General features: G+C 72.3%; 18 protein-coding genes. 12 read left to right on the top strand and 6 right to left on the bottom strand.

Annotation, left to right across the window (positions count from 1 at the left end):
* Positions 1–41: 41 nt before the first annotated feature.
* From NDW01_RS08250 to NDW01_RS08240, 3 genes are all read left to right on the top strand, one after another.
* Positions 42–2528, top strand: coding sequence for a penicillin acylase family protein (locus NDW01_RS08250; protein ID WP_252818393.1), 2487 nt, complete (start codon positions 42–44; stop codon positions 2526–2528).
* Positions 2529–2825: 297 nt separating this feature from the next.
* Positions 2826–3671, top strand: coding sequence for a peptidoglycan-binding domain-containing protein (locus tag NDW01_RS08245; protein WP_252818392.1), 846 nt, complete (start codon positions 2826–2828; stop codon positions 3669–3671).
* 62 nt (positions 3672–3733) lie between these two features.
* A complete protein-coding gene (locus NDW01_RS08240; protein WP_252818389.1) occupies positions 3734–3895 on the top strand; it encodes a hypothetical protein in 162 nt (53 codons plus the stop codon).
* A 111-nt stretch (positions 3896–4006) separates the two neighbouring features.
* Here the strand turns inward: NDW01_RS08240 and NDW01_RS08235 are convergent, their stop codons facing one another.
* Positions 4007–6631, bottom strand: coding sequence for a SpoIIE family protein phosphatase (locus tag NDW01_RS08235; protein WP_252818386.1), 2625 nt, complete (start codon positions 6629–6631; stop codon positions 4007–4009).
* 78 nt (positions 6632–6709) lie between these two features.
* On the opposite strand from NDW01_RS08235, the gene NDW01_RS08230 reads away from it, so the two are divergent.
* The 5 genes from NDW01_RS08230 (at position 6710) to NDW01_RS08210 (ending at position 11086) form a co-directional block, all read left to right on the top strand.
* Positions 6710–7405, top strand: coding sequence for a hypothetical protein (locus NDW01_RS08230; RefSeq protein WP_252818384.1), 696 nt, complete (start codon positions 6710–6712; stop codon positions 7403–7405).
* 147 nt (positions 7406–7552) lie between these two features.
* The gene (locus NDW01_RS08225; protein WP_252818382.1) at positions 7553–8296 is read left to right on the top strand and encodes an SCO family protein; all 744 of its coding nucleotides are present in this window, start codon (positions 7553–7555) and stop codon (positions 8294–8296) included.
* Positions 8293–8784 (top strand): copper chaperone PCu(A)C, encoded by a 492-nt coding sequence (locus NDW01_RS08220; RefSeq protein ID WP_252818379.1) that lies wholly within the window; start codon positions 8293–8295, stop codon positions 8782–8784. The genes NDW01_RS08225 and NDW01_RS08220 overlap by 4 nt, the downstream gene beginning before the upstream one ends.
* On the top strand, positions 8781–10025 hold the full coding sequence (locus NDW01_RS08215; RefSeq protein WP_252818377.1) for a Dyp-type peroxidase: 1245 nt from the start codon (positions 8781–8783) through the stop codon (positions 10023–10025). The genes NDW01_RS08220 and NDW01_RS08215 overlap by 4 nt, the downstream gene beginning before the upstream one ends.
* Positions 10022–11086 (top strand): cytochrome c oxidase assembly protein, encoded by a 1065-nt coding sequence (locus tag NDW01_RS08210; RefSeq protein WP_252818375.1) that lies wholly within the window; start codon positions 10022–10024, stop codon positions 11084–11086. Before NDW01_RS08215 ends, NDW01_RS08210 begins: the two co-directional genes overlap by 4 nt.
* 21 nt (positions 11087–11107) lie before the next feature.
* Here the strand turns inward: NDW01_RS08210 and NDW01_RS08205 are convergent, their stop codons facing one another.
* The 3 genes from NDW01_RS08205 to NDW01_RS08195 all read right to left on the bottom strand — a co-directional run bounded on the left by NDW01_RS08205 (position 11108) and on the right by NDW01_RS08195 (position 13459).
* Positions 11108–12076, bottom strand: coding sequence for an SMP-30/gluconolactonase/LRE family protein (locus tag NDW01_RS08205; protein WP_252818372.1), 969 nt, complete (start codon positions 12074–12076; stop codon positions 11108–11110).
* 74 nt (positions 12077–12150) lie between these two features.
* Positions 12151–13044, bottom strand: a complete 894-nt coding sequence (locus tag NDW01_RS08200) for a helix-turn-helix domain-containing protein (RefSeq protein WP_252818370.1) — start codon at positions 13042–13044, stop codon at positions 12151–12153.
* Between the two features lie 103 nt (positions 13045–13147).
* Positions 13148–13459: a hypothetical protein gene (locus NDW01_RS08195; RefSeq protein ID WP_252818367.1), complete on the bottom strand. Its 312-nt coding sequence runs from the start codon at positions 13457–13459 to the stop codon at positions 13148–13150.
* A gap of 336 nt (positions 13460–13795) precedes the next feature.
* Between NDW01_RS08195 and NDW01_RS08190 the strand changes: the two genes are divergently transcribed.
* Together NDW01_RS08190 and NDW01_RS08185 are read left to right on the top strand one after the other, a co-directional pair.
* Positions 13796–14356, top strand: coding sequence for a CHAP domain-containing protein (locus NDW01_RS08190; RefSeq protein WP_252818364.1), 561 nt, complete (start codon positions 13796–13798; stop codon positions 14354–14356).
* A gap of 129 nt (positions 14357–14485) precedes the next feature.
* Positions 14486–16006 carry an FG-GAP-like repeat-containing protein gene (locus tag NDW01_RS08185; protein ID WP_252818361.1) on the top strand — a complete coding sequence of 507 codons (1521 nt, stop codon included), beginning with the start codon at positions 14486–14488 and terminating at the stop codon, positions 16004–16006.
* A 114-nt stretch (positions 16007–16120) separates the two neighbouring features.
* Here NDW01_RS08185 and NDW01_RS08180 read toward each other — a convergent pair whose 3' ends face one another.
* Positions 16121–16564, bottom strand: a complete 444-nt coding sequence (locus tag NDW01_RS08180) for a MarR family winged helix-turn-helix transcriptional regulator (protein ID WP_252818359.1) — start codon at positions 16562–16564, stop codon at positions 16121–16123.
* Positions 16565–16729: 165 nt separating this feature from the next.
* On the opposite strand from NDW01_RS08180, the gene NDW01_RS08175 reads away from it, so the two are divergent.
* Positions 16730–18187 (top strand): MFS transporter, encoded by a 1458-nt coding sequence (locus NDW01_RS08175; protein WP_252818356.1) that lies wholly within the window; start codon positions 16730–16732, stop codon positions 18185–18187.
* Between the two features lie 94 nt (positions 18188–18281).
* Here NDW01_RS08175 and NDW01_RS08170 read toward each other — a convergent pair whose 3' ends face one another.
* On the bottom strand, positions 18282–19163 hold the full coding sequence (locus NDW01_RS08170; protein ID WP_252818353.1) for a LysR family transcriptional regulator: 882 nt from the start codon (positions 19161–19163) through the stop codon (positions 18282–18284).
* A gap of 77 nt (positions 19164–19240) precedes the next feature.
* Here NDW01_RS08170 and NDW01_RS08165 point away from each other — a divergent pair, with 77 nt between their 5' ends.
* Complete coding sequence (locus NDW01_RS08165) at positions 19241–20707, top strand: MFS transporter (RefSeq protein ID WP_252818351.1); 1467 nt, start codon at positions 19241–19243, stop codon at positions 20705–20707.
* Positions 20708–20709: the final 2 nt, after the last annotated feature.

Raw genomic sequence — 20709 nt, 5'->3', positions numbered from 1 at the left:
TTACTGACGCGATCATCCCGGTTCCTGGGTCAGGAGGGTCGATGGTCCGGTTCGCGCCGTTGGCCCGGCTGCCGCGAACGGCCCGCTGGGCGGTGCGCGTCCTGGCCGTTCTGGTGGCGCTGACGCTCGTGCTCGGGCTGTACGGGTGGTGGACCGTACGGCGCTCGTACCCGCAGGTCGACGGGCGGATCACGGTCCCCGGGCTCGGCGCGGACGTCACCGTGCTCCGCGACCGGTGGGGCGTCCCGCAGATCTACGCCGACAGCGCCGAGGACCTGATGCGGGCGCAGGGCTACGTTCACGCGCAGGACCGGTTCTGGGAGATGGACTTCCGGCGGCACATCACGGCCGGGCGGCTGTCGGAGCTGTTCGGCACGACCACCCTCGACACCGACAAGGTCGTCCGCACGCTCGGCTGGCGGCGCGTCGCCGAGCAGGAGCTGCCGCTGCTGCGCCCCGAGACCCGCCGCTACCTCGACGCGTACGCCCAGGGCGTGAACGCCTGGCTGGCCCGGCACCGGAACACCGCCACGCAGAGCCTGGAGTACTCCGTGCTGGGCCTGCAGCGGACCGGCTACCGGCCCGAGCCGTGGACGGCCGTGGACTCGCTGTCCTGGCTGAAGGCGATGGCGTGGGACCTGCGCAGCAACATGGACGAGGAACTGGGCCGCGCGATCGCCGCCACCAAGGTCTCCCCGGCCCGCGTCGACCAGCTCTACCCCGGCTACCCGTACGACCGGAACCCGGTGATCGTCCCCGGCGACGGGCATTCCGGCGGCCGTACGGGCACGGCGCCGCGCGCCCGCGCGCTGTCGCCCGCGCTGACCCGCGTGGCCGCCGCCGTCCACGCGATGCCGACGATGATGGGCAACGGCGCCCCGGGCCTGGGCTCCAACTCCTGGGTCGTGTCCGGCGCGCGGACGAACACCGGCAAGCCGCTGCTCGCCAACGACCCGCACCTCGCGCCGCAGATGCCGTCGCTGTGGTATCAGGCCGGCCTGCACTGCCGGAGCGTGTCCGCGGCCTGCCCGTTCGACGTCACCGGGTTCACCTTCTCCGGCGTCCCCGGCGTGATCATCGGGCACAACGCCCGGATCGCCTGGGGGTTCACGAACCTCGGCCCGGACGTCACCGACCTGTACCTGGAGCGGGTCACCGGCTCGACGTACGAGTACAAAGGCCGCCGGGAGCCGCTCCAGGTCCGCACCGAGCAGATCAAGGTGGCCGGCGGCAGAGCCGTGACCCTGACCGTACGGGCGACGCGGCACGGTCCGCTGCTGTCCGACGTGATGGACACGGTCCGCACGGCGGGGAACGGCACCGCGGTCGCGCTGCGCTGGACCGCGCTGGACCCGGGCCGGACCGCCGACGCGATCGTGTCGCTGGACACCGCCGGGAACTGGGCGCAGTTCCGTGCCGCCGCCCGGTCCTTCGAGGTCCCCGCGCAGAACCTCGTCTACGCCGACGTCGACGGGCACATCGGCTACCAGGCGCCCGGCCGCATCCCGATCCGGTCGAGCGGCGACGGGCGCTGGCCCGCCCAGGGCTGGACCGGCAGGGAGGAGTGGACGGGCTACATCCCGTTCGACGAGCTGCCCAGCGCGTACGACCCGCCGCAGGGCTACCTCGTCACGGCCAACAACGCCGCCGTCGGGCCCGGCTATCCGCGGATGCTGACCCGCGACTGGACCTACGGCTACCGCGCCGCGCGCATCGCCGAACTGGTCGCGCGGACGCCGAGGATGGACGCGGCGACGATGGCGCGCATCCAGATGGACGACCGCAACGGGTTCGCGCCGACGCTCGTGCCGCACCTGCTGCGCGTCGGCTCCGGTCCCGCCGTCGCACTGCTGCGCGGCTGGGACTTCACCCAGCCCGCAGGCTCGGCGCCGGCGGCCTTCTACAACGCCGTCTACCGGCACCTGCTGCTGCGGACGTTCGACGACGAACTGCCCGACGGGGCGCGCCCCGACGGCGGCGACCGCTGGTTCGAGGTCCTGCGGAACCTCCTGAACCGCCCGGACGACCCCTGGTGGGACGACGTCCGCACGCCCGCGAAGGAGACCCGCGACGACATCCTCCGGCTCGCGGTCAAGGACGCCGAGCGGGAACTGCGCAAGCGGCTCGGCGGCGACCCGAAGAAGTGGCGCTGGGGCGACCTGCACACCCTCACGATCACCAACCAGACGTTCGGCACGTCCGGGATCGGCCCGGTCGAGTGGCTGTTCAACCGCGGGCCGCTGAATCTGTCCGGCGGTGACTCGCTCGTCGACGCGACCGGCTGGAACCCGCAGGAGGGGTACCAGGTGGACTGGGTGCCGTCGATGCGGATGATCGCCGACCTCGCCGACCTGGACCGCTCCCGCTGGATCAACCTCACCGGCGCCTCGGGCCACGCGTTCGCGGGCCACTACTGGGACCAGGCGCCGCTGTGGGCGCGCGGCGACACGATCCCGATGCGGTCCGACCCGGCGGTGATCCGCCGCGAGGCCGCTCACACCCTGACCCTGGCGCCTCAGCGCAGGTAGCGGCCGGCGACCGCGGCGCACGCGACGGCCGGCGCTCCGCGGGGGCGCACGGACATGGGACCTCCTCGTGGCGGCGGTCGTCACCCGTCATTTGCCTGCTTCACGGGCGAAAAACCACCTTGGCCTGATTCGGCCGAATTTGGCCGTTTCGAGGGCGCCGCTTCCGGGGGCGCCGACATTCTCCTGGTCAGCGGTCGCGGCGGGCGGCTCCCGGCATGGCCCCGCGGAGAGCGGGTATCGCGGACCGCGGTTACCAATCTGACTTTCCCCCTCATTCCAGTCACGTAGGAGGTAGCCATGTCCGATACGTCGCTTCCGCCGCCTGCCGGCGAGCCGATTCCCCAACCGGGTCCGAGCGACGCCGCCGCCCCTCGCCTTCCCGACCCGCCGGACGACGGCAGGATCTACGTCGATCCGGTGACGCCCCCGTCGGCCGAACCCACGCACCACGCCGCCACCGCGCCCACGGGTGAGCAACTGGTCGCGTACGCGATGACCCTGCGGGGCACCGCACGGGGCCGCGTCCGGGAGAACGTCAACGACTTCACGCAGTGGTACTACGGCGACAACACCGCCGCGTCCTGGTGCCTGATCTTCGTCTGCTGGTGCCTGAACCACTTCGGCGCGCTCGGCCTGATCGGCGGAAAGATCGCCTATGTGCCCGACCTGAAGAAGCGCGTCGGATCGAAATGGCACACCGACCGAAAGCTGATCTCCCGAGGCGACCCGGTCACCTTCGACTTCAACCACAGCGGCGAGCCCGAGCACGTCGGCTTCTTCGTCAAGTGGCTCAACTCGGGCCACACCACGTTCGAGTCGATCGAGGGCAACACCGGGAACGACCAGGTCGCCACGCGCACGAGGTACTGGAGCGACGTGTACGGCTTCGTGAAGCCGGGCCTGGCCGCCTCCGACCCGAGCCGGTACCCCGGCGTGGTCTACCGGTACGTCGCGGGCGCGCTGATGCACGACGCGCACGTCACCTGGATCCAGCAGCGGCTCGGCGCGCACCGGCACCCGGTGAACGTCGACTCCTACTACGGCCCGGTGACGGCCGCCGCGGTCACCGCGTTCCAGAAGGACGCGCACCTGCCCGCCGACGGAGAGGTGGGCCCCAAGACCTGGGCCGCACTCGCGAACTGACCCCGCGCGCCCGCCGATCCCCCGCGCGACCCCCCTCAGGCCGCCGTGCCCCGGCTCCACCGATGCCGGGGCGTGGCGGCCGTTTCACGGCGTTCGCCCAGGAGCTGATTCCCAGCCTGCTGACCCTGTCGGACGTCATGGGCACCGGCTGGTACGCCGCCGTCGCCGAGGCGTACCGCGCCATGGACGAACGCCGCGCCATCAAGGCCCTCCTGCGCCCCTGAGCGGCCCCGCGCGCCGGCTCGTGGAGTATCCGGCGACGAGGATCGCCTGCGCCACCGTCACGTCGAGGTGCTCCAGGAGTGCGAGGAGCAGCGGGGCGGAACCCGGGCGGGTCAGGTCGGGGGAACGGGGCGTACGGCGAGGAGGGCGATGTCGTCGGCGCTGTGGGCGCCGAGTCCGATGAGCAGTTCGTCGCAGAAGACGTCGAGGGGCGCGCGCGCCAGGGTTGCGGTGTGCCGGCGGAGCCGGTTCAGGGAGTCGTCGAGGGATTCGCCGCGGCGTTCGATCAGGCCGTCGGTGAACAGCAGCAGGGTCGAGTGGGCCGGCAGCCGATCGCACGCGGTCGGGCGCGGTACGTCGGAGTCCATGCCGATCAGGAGACCGGCGCCCTCTTCGAGATAGCGGGTGTCTCCTCCGGTGGTGGTCAGGAGGGGCGGCAGGTGCCCGGCGGAGGCGTGGTGCAGCTGCCACGGGCCGTGCTCGGGCCCCTTGAGCAGGGCGTAGAGGCAGGTGGCGGTGGCGTGCCGGTACAGGGTCTGGCACGCCACGTCCAGACGGCGCAGGACGTCTCCGGGCGGTTGCTGGCGGTCGAGGGCGATGCCGCGGAGCATGTTCCGCAGCGCGCTCATGGCGACGGCCGCCTGGAGGTCGTGGCCGGTGACGTCACCGATCACCAGTACGGTGTCACCGCTCGGGAGGACGAACGCGTCGTACCAGTCTCCGCCGACCTGAGCGGTGGTGCTCGAGGGGGCGTAGCGGGCGGCCAGCTGAAGGTGCTCGATCTGCGGCAGGTGGGGCAGCAGGGAGCGCTGCAGGCGTTCGGCGGTATGCCGGGTCTTCTGGTACAGGCGGGCGCTGTCCACACCCAGGGCGATGCCGCGGACCAGGTCGGACATCAGGGGCAGGTCCTGTTCGGTGAACGGTGGTCCCGCGCCGGTGCGGACCACGGTCAGGGCGCCGAGGACCTCCCGGCGGGCCCGCAACGGGGCGATCATGGCGCTGCTCGCGCCCAGTTGGGCGAACAGCTCCAGTTGGCGGGCGTCCAGGGGACTCGGCGCCCGGCCCGGCGGGGAGATGTTGGTGAGCAACAGGGGGCCGGCGCCGCGCAGTACCCGGGCCAGCGACCCGTGCGCGGACTCCGACACCGGCGGGAGGCGGCCCAGGTAGACCCCAGCGGTCAGGGCCTTGGGATCGTGGTGGACGACGCTGGTCCGCTCAACGTGGCCGTGCTCGCCCAGCAGGTCCACCACGCACCAGTCGGCCAACCGCTGGGTCAGGACCTTGCAGGCCCGGTTCAGCCCTTCTTCGAGGTCCAGGGTGCTGCTCAGCGCGCTCCCGGTGTCGGCCAGCAGGGACAGCCGCTGCAACGCGCCCTTGTACGTCTCCTCGCCGATCGTCCTGTCCGGAGCGGCCGGCGCCTGTCCGCCGCCGGACCTCGGGCGCGCCGCGTACCGGCCCTCCCTGGGAACGCGTGGCGTGGCGGACCCGGCCGCCATGGGGGTGAGCTGGGCGACGAACACGGTACGGCCGTCGGCCGACTCCTGGATCTGGATGTTGAGGCGGACGCGGACCAGCCGGCCGTCGCGGCACAGTGCCGGAAGCGGTATGGAGTGGCCGAGGATGCGGGGCTGGCCCGTGAGCAGCAGGGAGGTGAACGCGACCGTGTGGCGCTCCCGGAGGTGCTCGGGGATCAGCATGCTGACCCGCTGCCCGACGAGATCGTCCGGGTGCCAGCCCAGCAGGTCGGCCACGGGCTCGTTCACGGCGATGATCCGGTCTTCTTCGTCGGCCGCGATCGTCGGCACCGGACTGGCCTGCAGATCATCGGCGTCCCACGCCGCCAGTTCCACGGGCCTGGTACTGGGCGTGCCGGGGGCCAGGGTCCACGAGGCGGGGTGCTCGCCGGCGATCTGGCGGGCGATCTCATCGCAGATCCACTGCCAGAAGGCGCGGATCTGCGGAAGGGCGGGGAGTGTGAGCAGGCTCTCCTGCTGGGCCGCCGTGTCGGCGTCCTCGAGCACGTCGCAGAACGTGCCGAGATCCTCGGCGGAGTCCGCCGGGATCGCCACGGAGACGGAGATCGTGTCCGCCTCGGCGATCTCCTTCACCGCGGAGGCCATGGACCCGCCGAACACGTTGCTCAGGTCCTGCGCGATGATGACATCCTCCGCCCGCACCGGCACACCGCTCCGGTCCGGGCCGTACAGGACGAAGAACAGTTCGCGCAGGAGCGCCTCCCAGTGCTGCCGCGCCGCCGAGTACAGCGCGTACGGCAGGTCGACCAGCGTCACGGTCACCGCCGGGCCGGGGTGCGGCGTGACCCCCCACGCGGATGCCCGCGGTGGCGGGACGCCGGGCACCAGCTCGAACCAGACCGCCTTGCGGTCCCCCTCGATCCGCACGCCGTAGCCGGCGGCCAGGGCCTCGACCAGGACCAGGCCCCAGCCCGTGGTCGCGTACGGGTGGAGCTGGCGCTGTACGAGCCCGCGGCATGGCCGCTCGTCACTGATGCTCACATGGACCCGGCCGTCAGCGGCCCAGGCCCGCACCTCGATCTCGGTCCGCGCGTGTATCACCGCGTTGGTCACCAGCTCGCTGGTCAGCAGCTGCGCGGTTTCCACGAGATCGGGTGGGACGCCTTCGAGGGCCGACCGCACGAATTCTCGGGCCGGCGCGGCACTCTCCGGCCGAGGGGGGAGCCGCCGCGACGGCACCCCCGGCGGACTGGGGCTGCCCATACCGACACCATTCCCACAAACGAGGCGCGTAGGCGAGGCGGCGGTCGATGTACTACGGCTTGTAGTTATTGTGAAGTCGTGCGCCCTCCAGCATGGTTCCGCCTGATGCGCGCCGGGGTCTTCGCCGCGGTGTGCGTCGTGCTGTCCGTGACGGCGCACGGCCTGATGCACCCGCGGCCGGTGCCCGCGTACGCCGCTCCGAGCGCGTTCGCCGCGCTGACCGGCGTCGGGTTCTGCCTGGCCGACCGGCGGCGATCGGTGTGGTGGCTCCTGCTCGCGGTCGAGGTCGTCCAGGGCGGCCTGCACCTGTGGTTCAGCGCGGTCTCGGCCGGCCCGGCGCCGGGGTTGGCCACTTCGCGGACGTCCATGCCGGGCATGCACCACCTCGTCCCCGGCGTCGGGCATCCGGACCACCTCGTCCCCGGCCTCGAACATCCGGGCCCGCCCCACGCCGGCACGTCCGGCTGGGGAATGCTGATCGCGCATCTCCTCGCCGGCGTGCTGGTCGCCGTCTGGCTGTCGGCCGGTGAACGGGCCGCGTGGCGCGCGCTCACCGCGATGACCCGGCTGCTGCTCGCCCGCGCCCTGCGGGTGCTCGCGCTGCTCAGAGGCGTCTCGATCGCCACCACGCCCCGGGGAGCGAAGACCGGCCGCGGCCGCCGGAAGCGTCCCCGGCCGCAGATCGGCGCGCTGCGCCACACCGTGGTCCGCCGGGGCCCGCCCGCGTACGAGCGTCGTGCATCCATCCGTCTCGCCGTGACCGCGGCGGGTTGACGCCGGCCCGGAGATCGCTCCGGCGCGGAACGCGCGGCCGACATCGGCCGAGGCCGGGGATCGACCCCGCCCGTCCGGCCCGCCCGAGCGGCGGACCGGATCCGTCGTGGTCACGAGTCGATCCCACCTGCCGTCCGAGGACCTGCCATGCCCTTCTTCCCCTTCGCGCGCCGCCGCGCGCGGTCGCGCCGCCCAGCCCGCGCCCGTACCCGTCCCGTCACCGTGATCCGGGCATCCCGCCTGATCGCCGCGTCCCTCGTCCTGGCCGCGGCGGCCACCGGGTGCGCCGGGGCGTCGAACGCCCATTCGTCGCCTCCCGTCCGGATCTCCACACCCCCCTCCGACCTGCACGCCGCGACCCTGGGCACCGCGCTGCACGAGCCCGACCTGACCCTCACCGGCGTCTCCGGCAAGCCCGTGAACCTGCGGCGGGCCACCGCGGGCAAGCTGACCCTGGTGTACTTCGGCTACACGCACTGCCCGGACGTGTGCCCGACCACGATGGCCGACCTCGCCGGCGCGCTCCGGCTGATGACCCCGGCGCAGCGCGCCCGCATCGCCGTCGTGTTCATCACCACCGATCCCTGGCGCGACACCCCGAAGGTCATCCGCTCCTGGCTGGCCTCCTTCAACCCGTCCTTCATCGGCCTGACCGGCGACTACTCCACGATCGAGGCGGCGGCGAAGTCGGTGGGCGTCCCCCTGGAGCAGCCCAAGCGGACCGGTGCGGACTACGAGGTCGACCACGGCGCGGAGGTGATGCCGTTCGGGACCGACCATCTCGCCCACGTCCTCTGGACGGCGGGCGTGTCCTCCCGCGACTACGCCTCCGACCTGACCAAGCTGCTGGCCCGCATGCCGGCCGCGACCGCCAAGGGAGGCGGCGCGTGACCGCCGGTTCCCCGGCCACGCCGGTCTCGCGGGCCCCAAGGAGCCTTCGGGCCGCGGCGGGACTGCTGGCGCTGACGGCCGTCACGGCGGCCGCCTGCTCGTCCGGCTCCACCGGCCCCCGGCTGAAGGTCACCGGCGCGTACGTGCCCCGGCCGGCCTCCCCGGACGTCGCGGCCGCGTACTTCACCATCAGCGACTCCGGGGACAAGGGTGACGAGCTCACCGGGGTCACCGCGGACGTCTCCGCCCAGGCGATGATGCACCAGAGCACCGGACGGACGATGCGGATGGTCGACCGGGTCCCCGTCCCCGCCCACGGACGGCTGACGTTCGCGCCCGGCGGGTACCACGTGATGCTCGAACATCCGACGCGGTCGCTGCGGGAGGGTGACCACGTCCGGCTCACGCTGCGCTTCCGCCGGTCCGCCTCGATCACCGTCGACGCGCCGGTCGAGCCGGTGGGCTACCGGCCGGGGGCCTCGCCGTGACGGGTTCCGCCGAGCGGCAGGGGAACGGCGGCGCGGACCGTACGGTGAGCCGTCGCGGGCTGCTCGCGATGTCCTCGCTCGTCGGCGCCGCCGCCGCGGCCACCGTGGGCGCGGGCGCCGCCACGGCCGCGGCGGGGGAGTCCGCACGGGACCGCGGCGAGCGCAGGATCCCGTTCGACGGCGCACGCCAGGCCGGGATCCTGGCCCCGTACGCCGCGCACGGCTGGTTCGCCGCCTTCGACGTCGAGCCGGGGCTGCGCGCGGCCGGCCTGACCTCCCTGCTGCGGGCGTGGACGGACGCGGCGAGGCGGCTGACCGCCGGCCGCCCCGCGCCCGGCGACGACGCGATGGCGACCGGCTACGGACCCGCGTCGCTGACCGTCACCGTCGGGTTCGGGGCGTCCCTGCTGCGCCACCTCGGCGCGCCGGTCCCCGCCGCGCTCGCCCCGCTGCCGTCCTTCCCCCGCGACGAGATCGACCAGGCGCGCAGCGGCGGTGACCTCGGCGTGCTGTTCACCGCCGACGACGCGATCGTCGTCGCGCACGCCCTGCGGACCTTCACCCGGCTGGCCCGGGGCGCCGCGCGCGTCCGCTGGCAGATGAGCGGGTTCAGTACCAGTGACGGCGTGGTGACCGGCCGCGACGCCACGCCCCGCAACCTCATGGGCCAGCTCGACGGCAGTGGGAACCCGCGTCCGGGCGACACCGGGTTCGACCAGAAGATCTTCGTGGGGCCGTCCGGTGATCCGGCGTGGATGCGCGGCGGCAGCTACCTGGTCTTCCGCCGCATCCGCATGCTGCTCGACGAGTGGGACACCCTCACCCGGAGCCGTCAGGAGCAGATCGTCGGGCGGCGCAAGGACACCGGGGCGCCCCTGTCGGGCGGAACGGAGTTCACCCCGCTCGACCTGGGGAGACAGAACGCCGACGGCAGCCTCGCCATCGGCGCGAGCGCGCACGTACGGCAGGCGGCCCCGGAGACGAACGACGGGGCCGTCATCCTGCGCAAGGGGTTCTCCTACTTCGACGGCGTGCTGCCCGACGGGAGCCCGGACGCGGGCCTGCTGTTCCTGGCCTTCCAGGCCGACCCGGCGGCCGGCTTCACCCGGATCCAGCAGCGCCTCGCGCTCGCCGACGACCTCAGCCGGTTCATCCGGCACACCTCCAGCGCGCTGTTCGCGGTCCCGCGCGGCTGCCGGCCGGGGCGCCACCTCGGCCAGGACCTCTTGGAGTCACTGTGAAGCACGACATGCCCGGTATGCACGACATGCTGGCGCCGCTCACCTGGGCGCGCGCGCTGACCACCTGGCGGTTCGCGCCGATCACCGCGGTCCTGGTGGCCCTGGCCCTGGGGCTCTACCTCGCCGGGGTGCTCGCGGCACGGCGGAACGGCCGGGCGTGGCCCGTCGCCCGCACCGCGGCGTTCGTCGCCGGCCTGGCCGTGATCGTCGCGGCCGTCATGGGCTCTCCCGCCGTGTACGGCGACGGCGGGCTGTTCTGGGTGCACATGATCCAGCACCTGATGCTGATCATGGTCGTGCCGTGGCTGCTGTGCCTGGGGCACCCGCTCAGCCTGCTCCGGGCGGCCACCCGCGGCCGCGCCCGCGACCGCGTCGAGCGGATCCGCCTGTCGAAGGCCGCCGCGTTCGCGACCTCACCGATCACCGGGCTGGTCGTCTACGCCGGGGTGCTGTTCGGCGTGCACCTGTCGGGCTTCATGAACGCGATGATGGGCTCGCCCGCCCTCATGGCGCTGGAGCACGTGCTGTACGTCGGCGGCGGCTACCTGTACTTCTCGCAGCTGCTGACCCGCGACTCGCCGCCCCGGGAGCTGTCCTATCCGCTGCGGCTGTTCGCCCTGTTCATGGGGATGTCCGCCGACACCATCGTCGGCGTCGTCCTGCTCCAGGCGACCGAACCGCCCTTCCCCGCTTACGCCCGGATGCACCCCTCCTGGGGGCCGGGCCCGCTCGCCGACATCCACGGCGGCGGCGCCGCCATGTGGATCGGCGGCGACGGCCTGATGTTCGTCATGACGATCATCGTCATGCTCCGCTGGCTGTCCGACCGGTCCCCGGAGGCGGCCAAGGCGGGCCGGTTCTTCGAGTCCGTCCGGCAGGCCACCCTCGCCGCCACCGGAGACGAGGCCGCGCCCGGCACGGGCGAGGCGGACCGGGCCCGGCTGCGGGCGAGCGCGGACGTCGACGACGACGACGCGGCCCTCCAGGCGTACAACGCGCTGCTGGCCCGGCTCAACGGCCCCGGCGCGAACGGGCCGGCCGACCGCCCGCGTACGGGGTGAGGCGGACGGCCGGCCGTACGGTCACCGGCGGCGGAGGCGGGCGACCAGCAGGTTCGGGTCGGTGGCGGTGGTGTAGGAGGCGCTGAGCACGTCGACCCTGCCGCCGCGGACCGCCACCGAGGTCGGGTTCTGCAGCCCGTCATCGGCGTCCAGGACGGTGGAGACGGCGCCGCCGGGCTCGATGCGCACGACCTCGTTCGGGCCGTTGACGGCGGCCAGGAGCTCGTCGCCGCGTCCGGTGAAGGCGAAGTCGTCCAGGCCGGTCAGTCCCGTCGCCTCGACCCGCGGGACGCCCGCACCGCCGTCCGCGCGGACCGGGATCCGCAGCAGGGTGCCCTGGTCGAGGTTGGTGACCCACAGCGCGCCGCCGCGCATCTTGGCGCCGTTCACCCCGAGGAAGCCGGTGGAGGCGAGGTCGCCGGACGCGGACCAGACCGTGGGAGTTCCGCCGGTCAGCGGCACGGTCCAGACCCTGCCGAGCACCGAGTCGGTGATGAAGAACCGCCGGCGGTGCTCGTCGAGGGTCAGCCCGTTGGGCAGGCCGTCGGCGGGCAGGGCGGCGACGCGCCGGGCCGTCCCGCCCGGGCTCAGCCGCCACAGCCCCGTCAGGTCGGCGCCACCGGTGGCGTACAGGACGTACAGCGTGCCGTCGTGAGTCCGTACGATGCCGGTGGTCAGGGGGAAGCCGAGGACGGGCGTCCTGACGCCGCCGTCGGCCGGGGCCGGCAGGGTGGCCAGAATCCGGGTCCGGCCGGTGGAGTCGACGCGTGCGACCTGCCGGGCGGCGGCGAAGGTCACGTCGAGGGCACCGTTGGGCTCCAGGGCCACGTTCTCCGGCATCTGCCCCTTGGACAGGTCGAAGTGGACGGCGATTTTCGCCTCGGAGATGGGCGCGGTGGCCGCCGAGGCCGGGGCCGCGGTGACGGCCGACAGAGCGGCGGTTCCGGCCGCCAGAGCGGTCAGAACGGCACGCGAAAGCCTTGTTGTCATGGTTCCTTCCAGGTTTTCGGGCGCGCTGGAGACGGGCGCCCGCGCGAGGGGTGCCGCGGTCGCTTCGGAGAGGCTCAGCGGCGGGTCAGACGGTCGTCTTCGGCGTCGGGGGAGTCGTCGACGGCCGTGACGGCCCGGGACAGGAGGACAAGGGCGTGCCGGGAGGCCGAGCCGGGCTCCGCGGTGGCCACGACGACCCGCTGCCCCTGTTCGGTGTGCAGGGTCTGCTGGGTCACGGTCATCGCGCCGACGAGCGGATGCCGCATGTCGTAGACGCCGACGTCACAGACGCCGACCTTGTGGTCGGACCACATCCCGGCGAACTCCGGGCTCCGCATCGTCAGCTCACCGATCAGCGACGCCAGTGCGGGATCGTCGGGGTGCCGGCCGGCCGCGAGACGCAGGTGGCCCACGACGTCCCTGGCCTTGTGGGGCCAGTCCGCGTACAGCTCACGGGTGTGGGCGTCGCAGAACACCAGGCGCGGCATGTTGGGGCGCTCGGCCGGCCGCTCCGGAGCTCCGCAGTCCAGGTGACCGGCGTACAACGCGTGTCCCGTACGGTTCCAGGCCAGCACGTCACCGCGCCGGCCGAGGACGATGACCGGGACGTCCGCCAGGGCGGAGACCATCTGGCGTATCGCCGTCGTCACCCGTTCCGGCGGGGGCCGGCGATCGGCCGCCGGGCGGCGCGGAGCGGCGGCGAGGTCGTGCAGGTGACGGCGTTCGGCCGCGTTCAGGTCCAGCGCGCGGGCGATCGCGTCGAGCACCTCCAGGGAGGCGTTCAGCGAGTGCCCGCGCTCCAGCCTGGAGTAGTACGACGCACTGACCCCGGCCAGCAGCGCCAGCTCCTCGCGCCGCAACCCCGGCACCCGACGCCGGTCGCCGTACGACACCAGCCCTACGTCCTCCGGCCGCAGCCGGGCGCGGCGTGTCCGCAGGAACTCTCCGAGCTGCCGTTTCCCGTCCATGCGGCACAGTCTTCAACCCGCGCGGGAGTCCAGCCACACCCTGCCGTGGACAGGCACCGGGGAATGCGCCTCCGGTGGAGATGTGCGACAGGGCCGGAGATCCTCAGATGACGACCCGGCGCGAGATGACGCCGTGGCCCACCTCGTGGTGCTCCCACAGCTCGAAGTGCTCGCCGGGCATCAAGAACTCCGTGGCCTCTTCGTCGGTCACCGTCAGCGTGACCATGTGGTAGGTGTCGCCCGGTCGCAGCGGCTCCTGATCCTCCGTGGAGACCATCGCGTTGAAGGACCGGATCCGTTCCGGCTCGTGCCGGTGGGCGCGTACGACGATCCGCCGGGTGGAACTCTGCAGGTCCCATTCCTCCTCGGCGGTCGGATCGATGGTGACGAGCGCCCGGAACTTCAGCTGCCTCATGACCTCACCTCCTCAGGCCCTGCCTTCCCGGAATCGCCGGTCCCTACCGGGGCCGGGACGGCGCTGCGGGCCTCAGCAGTCACAAATGGCACAGCAGACCCGCTGGGCTCGCGGAAATGCTCCCGGAGCGCTGAGTAACTCGCGTTATTCAATCATATGATTCGGGTCACGTGCGTACGGTTTCACGCTGCGTGCTTGCTATCGTGCAGTCAGCATTTCGGCCTGTGCGCTTCGGACGTGTTCTCCGAGGTGGAAGCCGCGAGGAGTGTCCCCGTGTCGTCCCCAGTCCTTCGTTATCCGCGATTCTCATTTCGCGGACGTCTCATCAATCCCGTCGTGGGTATCGCGTCGGCGGGAATGGCCGTGATCCTTCTGGTCGCGGCGATCCTGATCGGAATTCGCCTGCAGCGGTCGCCCACCGCGGATGACGCGTTGAAGGTCGCTCTTTCCCAAGTCGGCACCACCGAGGACGCCGCCGGCGGCAGCAAGTTCAACCAGTGGTTCATGTCCTCGCCGTTCGCGAAGGCCGACGTCGCGCGCGACGGCGGATCGATCGGCGACTACGCCAACGCGAGCTGGTGCGACATGTTCGTCACCTGGGTCGGGGCCCAGGCCGGGGTCAAGGGGATCGGCGGCGACGCCTTCACCCCCGCGCACGCCAGGTGGTTCGAACGGCAGGGCCGCTGGGGCACGACCCCCAAGCCCGGAGCCGTCGTGTTCTTCTCCTGGAACGGCGGCAAGGACATCGGCAGCATCGAGCACGTCGGCCTCGTCATCAAGGACAACCATGACGGCACGATCCAGACCGTCGAGGGCAACACCGACAACGCCGTGAAGGTCCGGACCCGCAGCAAGGACTACGTCGTCGGCTACGGCTACCCCGAGTACTCCGCGTAGCCGCGTCATCTCCGCGTAGCCGCGTCATCTCCTCCACGAGCCCACGGGAAAAGTAAACCCTTCGTTAACGCGAAGCGTCACTTATCTGCCGCCGGTTTCTCCACCGCGCGGCGGTTCCTAGGAGGCTTGTTGAAAACTGGCGTCACACGGGCACTCGCGGTGTCCGCCATCACCGCCATGGGGGCCGGGCTGGCCGGCGTCGCCCATGCGTCCCCCCTCCCGAAGGCGGCTGCGCCCCTCAAGGCGGTCCAGCCCTACGACTTCAACGGCGACGGCCATCCCGACCTGGCGCTCGGCAACCCGTACGGCACGGTCAGCGGCCACGCCAACGCCGGCTTCGTCACGATCGTCTACGGCTCCTCGTCCGGCCTGAACACGAGCAAGAAGCAGGTCTTCAGCCAGGACAGCAGCGGGGTGCCCGGCGCCGCCGAGGCCGGCGACCACTTCGGCTACTCGATCACGTCCATGGACTACGACCGCGACGGCTACGCGGACCTGCTCATCGGCGCGCCCGACGAGGACACCACCGCGGGCACGGACGCCGGCTCCGAGACGATCCTGTGGGGTTCGCCGTCCGGGCTGACGGGGTCGGGCTCGGGCGCCATCGCCGAGCCCTCGTCGTACGCCGGCGCGGGTCACCGGTTCGGCTACGCGCTGACGGCGGGCGACCTCGACGGCGACGGCTACACCGACTGGGTCGACACGTCGCCGGGCGACGGCTATTTCTGGACCTTCAGTTCGGCCCCGAGCACCGCGCAGGCCAAGGCGCAGGTCAGGGCGCAGGGCGAGACGGCACGCTTCAGCCCGCCCGCGAGGCCGCACCGGCTCCGGGCGAAGAAGAGCGGCATCACCGCGGCGGCGGCGAGCAACTTCAGCGCCCTCACCCCGGCGATCGGCGACGTCAACGGCGACAACAAACTCGACCTGGTCGTGGGCTGGGTCTCCAGCGCCGACCCGAAGTCCGGCTTCGACGTGTGGGACTTCACGTCCCCGGAGGGCTCGGTCGTCGGTGAGGCGATCACCCGCGTGGACAGCCTCGCCGTGGCCGACTTCGACGGTGACGGCTACGCCGACATCGCCGCCGGCGGCGCCGACGAGAGCGCCGGCAAGGGCGGTCACGTCACGGTCTTCAAGGGCGACGCGAACGTCAGCCTGGCGAGCTCGAATACGATCACCCAGGACAGCTCGGGTGTGCCGGGCGCCGCGGTGACCGGTGACAAGTTCGGCTACGCGCTGTCCGCGGGCGACGTGAACAAGGACGGCAAGTACGACCTCGCGGTCGGCGTGCCGTACCGCACCGTCAGCTCCCAGTCGCACGCCGGCGAGGCGGTCGTCCTGTACGGCTCGGCCTCCGGGCTCACCGGCACGGGCGCCCAGGCGGTCTCGCAGAGCTACCCCGATGTGCCCGGCGCCGCGGAGCAGAACGACCAGTTCGGCTGGGCGGTCACCATGCTGAACGTCAACGCCGACGCCTACGGCGACCTGATCGCCGGCGCGCCCAACGAGAACGGCACGGACGGCGCGGTGAGCCTGCTCAAGGGCACCGCCACGGGCGTGACCGGGTCGGGTTCGGCGACCATCGGCGCCTCGACGCTCGGCGTCAGCGGCAAGCACGCCCTGGTGGGCCTGCGCCTCGGCCGTAACGGCTGACCCGCACGCCGACCGGACCGGCCGCCGGACGCCGCGCGGCCGGTCCACCGCCTCGGGGACGGGGTCCCGTCTCGGGAGAGGGTCTCCGCCTTTGGCTCCGCCCCCGGCTCGGTCTCAGGGGCGGGGCCAGGGGCGGCCGGTGAGGCGTTCGATGCCGCTGTTGAAGCGGCGGAGGTAGCCCACGAAGGCGGCGATGTCCTCGTCCGACCAGTCGGCCATGATCTTGTCGAGGCTGCCGACGAGGGTCTCACGCTCCTCGTTCAGCATCTGCTCGCCCTTGTCCGTGATGCGGAACTTGCGGGCCATGCCGCCGGCGGGGTCGGGGATGCGCTCGACCAGGCCGGAGCGCATCGCCGCGGTCGTCTGCCGTTGCAGGGTGGAGAAGTCCAGCCCGAAGGCGTCGCTCAGCTCGCTGATCGACATGGGCCCCTGGATGCGGATGCGGCTGAGGAGAACGTACGCGCTGCGGTCCAGCGCACCGGCGGCCCTGCGTCTGAGGAACTCGTGCCGGCTGAGCAACATCTGCTCGTACTCGACCTCGTACGTGGGCCTGCTCAACTGCCTTCGCCTCCTGGTGGTGCCCAGGCCGCTCGGCGCGCCAGGTCCGGAGAGCGGCCTCCCCCTCATGCTCCCACAGTGATTTGCGTCTTACACAAGGTGTGCATTGTGCAAACAGTATGCATAATGCATGCTTGGTGTTCCGCGATCTATGAGGAGTCCTCCTTGGAAGCCCCCCAGCCCACCGCCCGCGCGGGCGGCGTGGTTCTCACGCTGGCCCTGGCCGGCATCACGGCAGCGATCATGCAGACGCTCGTCACGCCGCTGATCCAGGAGCTGCCGAAGATCCTGCACACCGGCTCCTCGAACGCCGCCTGGGTGATCACCGTCACCCTCCTGGCGGGAGCCGTCTGCGTTCCGGTCTTCGGCCGCCTGGGCGACCTGGTGGGCAAGCGCCCGATGCTCCTGGTGTGCTCGGTTCCGCTGGTCGCGGGCTCGGTGGTGTGCGCGCTGTCCTCCTCGGTCGTCCCGATGATCGTCGGACGCGGCCTGCAGGGCATGGGGATGGGCATGGTGCCGCTCGGCATCGCCCTGCTCCGCGACGTGGTCCCGAGGGAGCGGCTCAGCTCCTCCATCGCGCTGGTCAGCGCCTCCATGGGGATCGGCGGCGGTCTGGGCCTGCCGATCGCGGCGGCCGTCGCCGAGTACGCGAGCTGGCGCGTGCTGTTCTGGGGATCGGCCGTCCTGGCCGCGGTGGTCGCGATCCTGATCTGGTTCCTGATCCCGAGTGTGCCGGCCGGCGCCAAGGGCCAGCACTTCGACGCGCCCGGCGCGATCGGGCTCGGCATCGGCCTGGTCTGCCTGCTGCTGGCGGTCTCCAAGGGCGCCGACTGGGGCTGGGCGTCGGGGACCACGCTCGGCCTGTTCGCCGCCGCCGTCGTCGTCCTGCTCGCGTGGGGGGCGTGGGAGGTGCGCAGCCGCGAGCCGCTCGTCGACCTGCGCACCACGGCCCGCCCCCGCGTCCTGCTCACCAACGTCGCCTCGATCTTCGTCGGGTTCGGCATGTACGCCTCGATGCTGGTCGTGCCGCAGCTCCTGCAGTTCCCCAAGGCCACCGGGTACGGCCTGGGCCAGTCGATGCTCGCGGCGGGCCTGTGGCTGGCGCCCGGCGGCGTCATGATGATGATCGTGTCCCCGCTGGGCGGGAAGCTCACCAACGCCCGCGGCCCGAAGTTCACCCTGATCAGCGGCGTCCTCGTGCTGGCCATCGGCTATGGCCTGTCGCTGGTGCTCATGGGCTCGGCCTGGAGCCTCATGCTCGCCATGATGATCATCAACAGCGGTGTCGGTCTCGCCTACGGCGCGATGCCCGCCCTGATCATGAGCTCCGTCCCGCTGAACGAGACCGCCGCCGCCAACGGCTTCAACACCCTCATGCGATCCCTGGGCACCTCGACCGGCGCCGCCGTGATGGGCGTGGTCCTGGCGCAGCTGACCGTGACCCGGGCCGGCTACACCTTCACCTCCGAGAACGGGTTCCGCGCCGGCCTGGGCATCGGCTGCGGCGTCGCCCTCCTGGCCGCGCTCATCGCCGCCGCCATCCCCGCCGCCCGTACCGCCACCGCCCGGCACGCCGCCCCGGAGACGGTGGCCGACCCGCAGCCCGCCGAGATCGACACCTGACGGGCCCTCGGCCCGGCCACCCTCCCCCCGGCGGAGCCCGGCACGCTCTTCGTCATGGGGCGGCCTCCGGCTGATCGACTGAACCGTGCCCGCCTCAGCCGGCGGTGCGGAAGTGCTCGGTGGCGACGTCACGGAGACTGCGCGCCGCGGCGGAGAGGTAGCCGTCGTCGCGGTGGACGAGACGCAGGACGCGGTGGCAGTCCGGGGCGTCGATCCGCAGCCAGGCGACGGACGGGCCCGCCGCCGCCTCGTACGCGGCGGCGGGAAGGAGCCCGATGCCGAGCCCGGCGCTGATCAGGCTGCGGATGGCGGCGGGCTCGTCGCCCTCGCAGGCGATGGCGGGTTCCAGCCCGGCGTCGGCGAACAGGCGGTCCAACAGGCTGCGCTGCCAGTAGCCGGGCCGCGTCGTGACGAACGGCTCGTCGGCCAGCGCGGGGACACCGACCTCGGACCGGCCTGCCAGCGGGTGGTGCGGGGGGACGGCGAGGAGCACCTCCTCCCGCCGGATCTCCACCGAGCGCAGGTACGACCCGGGGAGCGGCTGCGATGCGAGGCAGAGGTCAACCTCCCCCGCGGCCAGTTGCCGGAGCATCACCGGCGCGGACGACTGGCTGAGCCTGACGTTCACTCCCGGATGGTCACGGAGAAACGCGGCGAGCAGGTCGCTCAGCGCCTGCAGGTTCTCCGCGGCGATCGATACGGTACCGAGGTCCAGCCCCGCCGCGTCGGCGAGTTCGCGCCGGGCGTCGTCGAGTTCGCCGAGCGCCCGGTCGACCCGCGCGAGGAACAGAGCGCCGAAGTGGTTCAGCCGGATCCTGCGGCCGTGCCGGTCGAAGAGCGGAACGCCCAGTTCGGCCTCGAGACGGGCGATCGTGCGGCTGAGCGATGGCTGAGCCACCCGGAGTTCCTCGGCGGCCCGGCTGATGTGCTCGCGGCGGGCGACGGTCTGGAAGTAGTACAGCTGCAGTAGCTCCACTCATGCCTCCTCAGGCATGAAGTTATGGCATAACTGGACTTGGACGCTATGAGCGGACCCTCTCTAACGTCGTCGGTATGACGTCCCAGGCCGCTGTTCCAGCACACGAACGGGTTCCCGCTGCAGGCTCGGCGGGTCCCTGGCTGACGCTCCTCGCCACGGCCGGCGGGTTGTTCCTCGCCGTCATGTCGACGACGGTCATCAGCGTGGCGCTGCCGTCCATCGGGGCCGATCTCGGAGCCGGCGCGACGGAACAGCAGTGGATCGTCGACGCCTATGTCCTCGTCTATGCGAGTCTGCTGGTGACCGGGGGAACGCTCGGCGACCGGTGGGGCCGCAAGGGCGCCTTCATCGGCGGGGTCGCCGCGTTCGGCCTGGGCTCGTTGCTCGCCGGGCTCGCCCCCACGGTGCCGGTGCTGCTCGCCGGCCGGGTGATCCAGGGGCTGGGACCGGCGTTCCTCGTCCCAGGCAGCCTGACGCTCATCCGGCTGGCGTTTCCCGACGAACGCCGGCGGGCCACTGCCATCGGGCTGTGGTCCACGAGCTCCGGACTGGCGCTGGCCATCGGACCGGTGCTCGGCGGCGTCATCGTCACCGGTCTCGGCTGGCGTTGGGTGCTGTTGATGAACGGCCCTCTATCGGCCGCGCTGGTCGTCCTGGCGGCCCGTGTCATTCCGCGACCGGCCCGTGCGACGGCCCGACACCGCTTCGACCTGCTCGGTGCGCTGTTGACGACGGCCGGCCTCGCGGCCGTCGCGTTCGGCCTCATCGAGGGCCAGCGCCTCGGATGGGCCTCACCGGTCATCATCGGCTCGTTCGCCACGGGTATCACGATCCTGATCGTCTTCGTCGTCTGGGAGCGTCACCGGGCCGAACCGCTGATCGACGTGTCGCTCTTCCTGCGACCCGCGTTCACCGCCGCGAACGTCGCGGGCCTGGTCGTCTTCTTCGCCTTCATCGGCCTGATCGTCTACCTGAGCGCGTACTTCCAGCAGGTGCACGGAGATCCTGCCGACACGGCGGGGATCGACGTCGCGGCGATCGGGGTCGCCTTCGCGCTCGCCGCTCCGGTGTCCGGCCGCCTGGTCGGCAGGTACGGCGCGCTCCCGCCGATGCTGAGCGGACTGGCCCTCGGCGGCGTCGCCGTCCTCGGGCTCCTGAGACTCGGCACCGGCACCGGGATCGGTGCCATCTGGTGGGACCTCGCGCTCGGCGGCTTCGGGATCGGCATGTGCCTGACCCCGATGACCGTTACGGCGCTGTCAGCGGCGGGCACGACCCGGGCGGGCATGGCCTCCGCCGTGCACAACGCGATGCGCCAGCTCGGACAGGTCCTCGGCGTCGCCGTGCTGGGCGCGCTCGTGTACGCACGGCTGCCGCGGCACGGTTCCGGCGGGCGGCTCTCCGCCGCGGACCGGGCGCTGTTCGTCGACGGCCTGCGCCATGCCGTCTGGACGGCGGGCCTGGCTCTCCTCGCCACCGGGGTCCTGGTCTGTCTCCTCCTGCTTCCCTCACCTCGGCGTACGGCGAGCGGACGGCGATGAGT

This window comes from Actinoallomurus soli (assembly GCF_024055715.1).
Taxonomy (GTDB): Bacteria; Actinomycetota; Actinomycetes; order Streptosporangiales; family Streptosporangiaceae; genus Actinoallomurus; species Actinoallomurus soli.
This window is presented reverse-complemented; position numbering and strand designations above follow the sequence as displayed.

Coding starts and splice junctions, on each gene's coding strand:
- NDW01_RS08250 (WP_252818393.1), top strand. CDS start 42: ATGGTCCGGTTCGCGCCGTTGGCCCGGCTGCCGCGAACGGCCCGCTGG.
- NDW01_RS08245 (WP_252818392.1), top strand. CDS start 2,826: ATGTCCGATACGTCGCTTCCGCCGCCTGCCGGCGAGCCGATTCCCCAA.
- NDW01_RS08240 (WP_252818389.1), top strand. CDS start 3,734: ATGCCGGGGCGTGGCGGCCGTTTCACGGCGTTCGCCCAGGAGCTGATT.
- NDW01_RS08235 (WP_252818386.1), bottom strand. CDS start 6,631: ATGGGCAGCCCCAGTCCGCCGGGGGTGCCGTCGCGGCGGCTCCCCCCT.
- NDW01_RS08225 (WP_252818382.1), top strand. CDS start 7,553: ATGCCCTTCTTCCCCTTCGCGCGCCGCCGCGCGCGGTCGCGCCGCCCA.
- NDW01_RS08205 (WP_252818372.1), bottom strand. CDS start 12,076: ATGACAACAAGGCTTTCGCGTGCCGTTCTGACCGCTCTGGCGGCCGGA.
- NDW01_RS08200 (WP_252818370.1), bottom strand. CDS start 13,044: ATGGACGGGAAACGGCAGCTCGGAGAGTTCCTGCGGACACGCCGCGCC.
- NDW01_RS08195 (WP_252818367.1), bottom strand. CDS start 13,459: ATGAGGCAGCTGAAGTTCCGGGCGCTCGTCACCATCGATCCGACCGCC.
- NDW01_RS08165 (WP_252818351.1), top strand. CDS start 19,241: ATGACGTCCCAGGCCGCTGTTCCAGCACACGAACGGGTTCCCGCTGCA.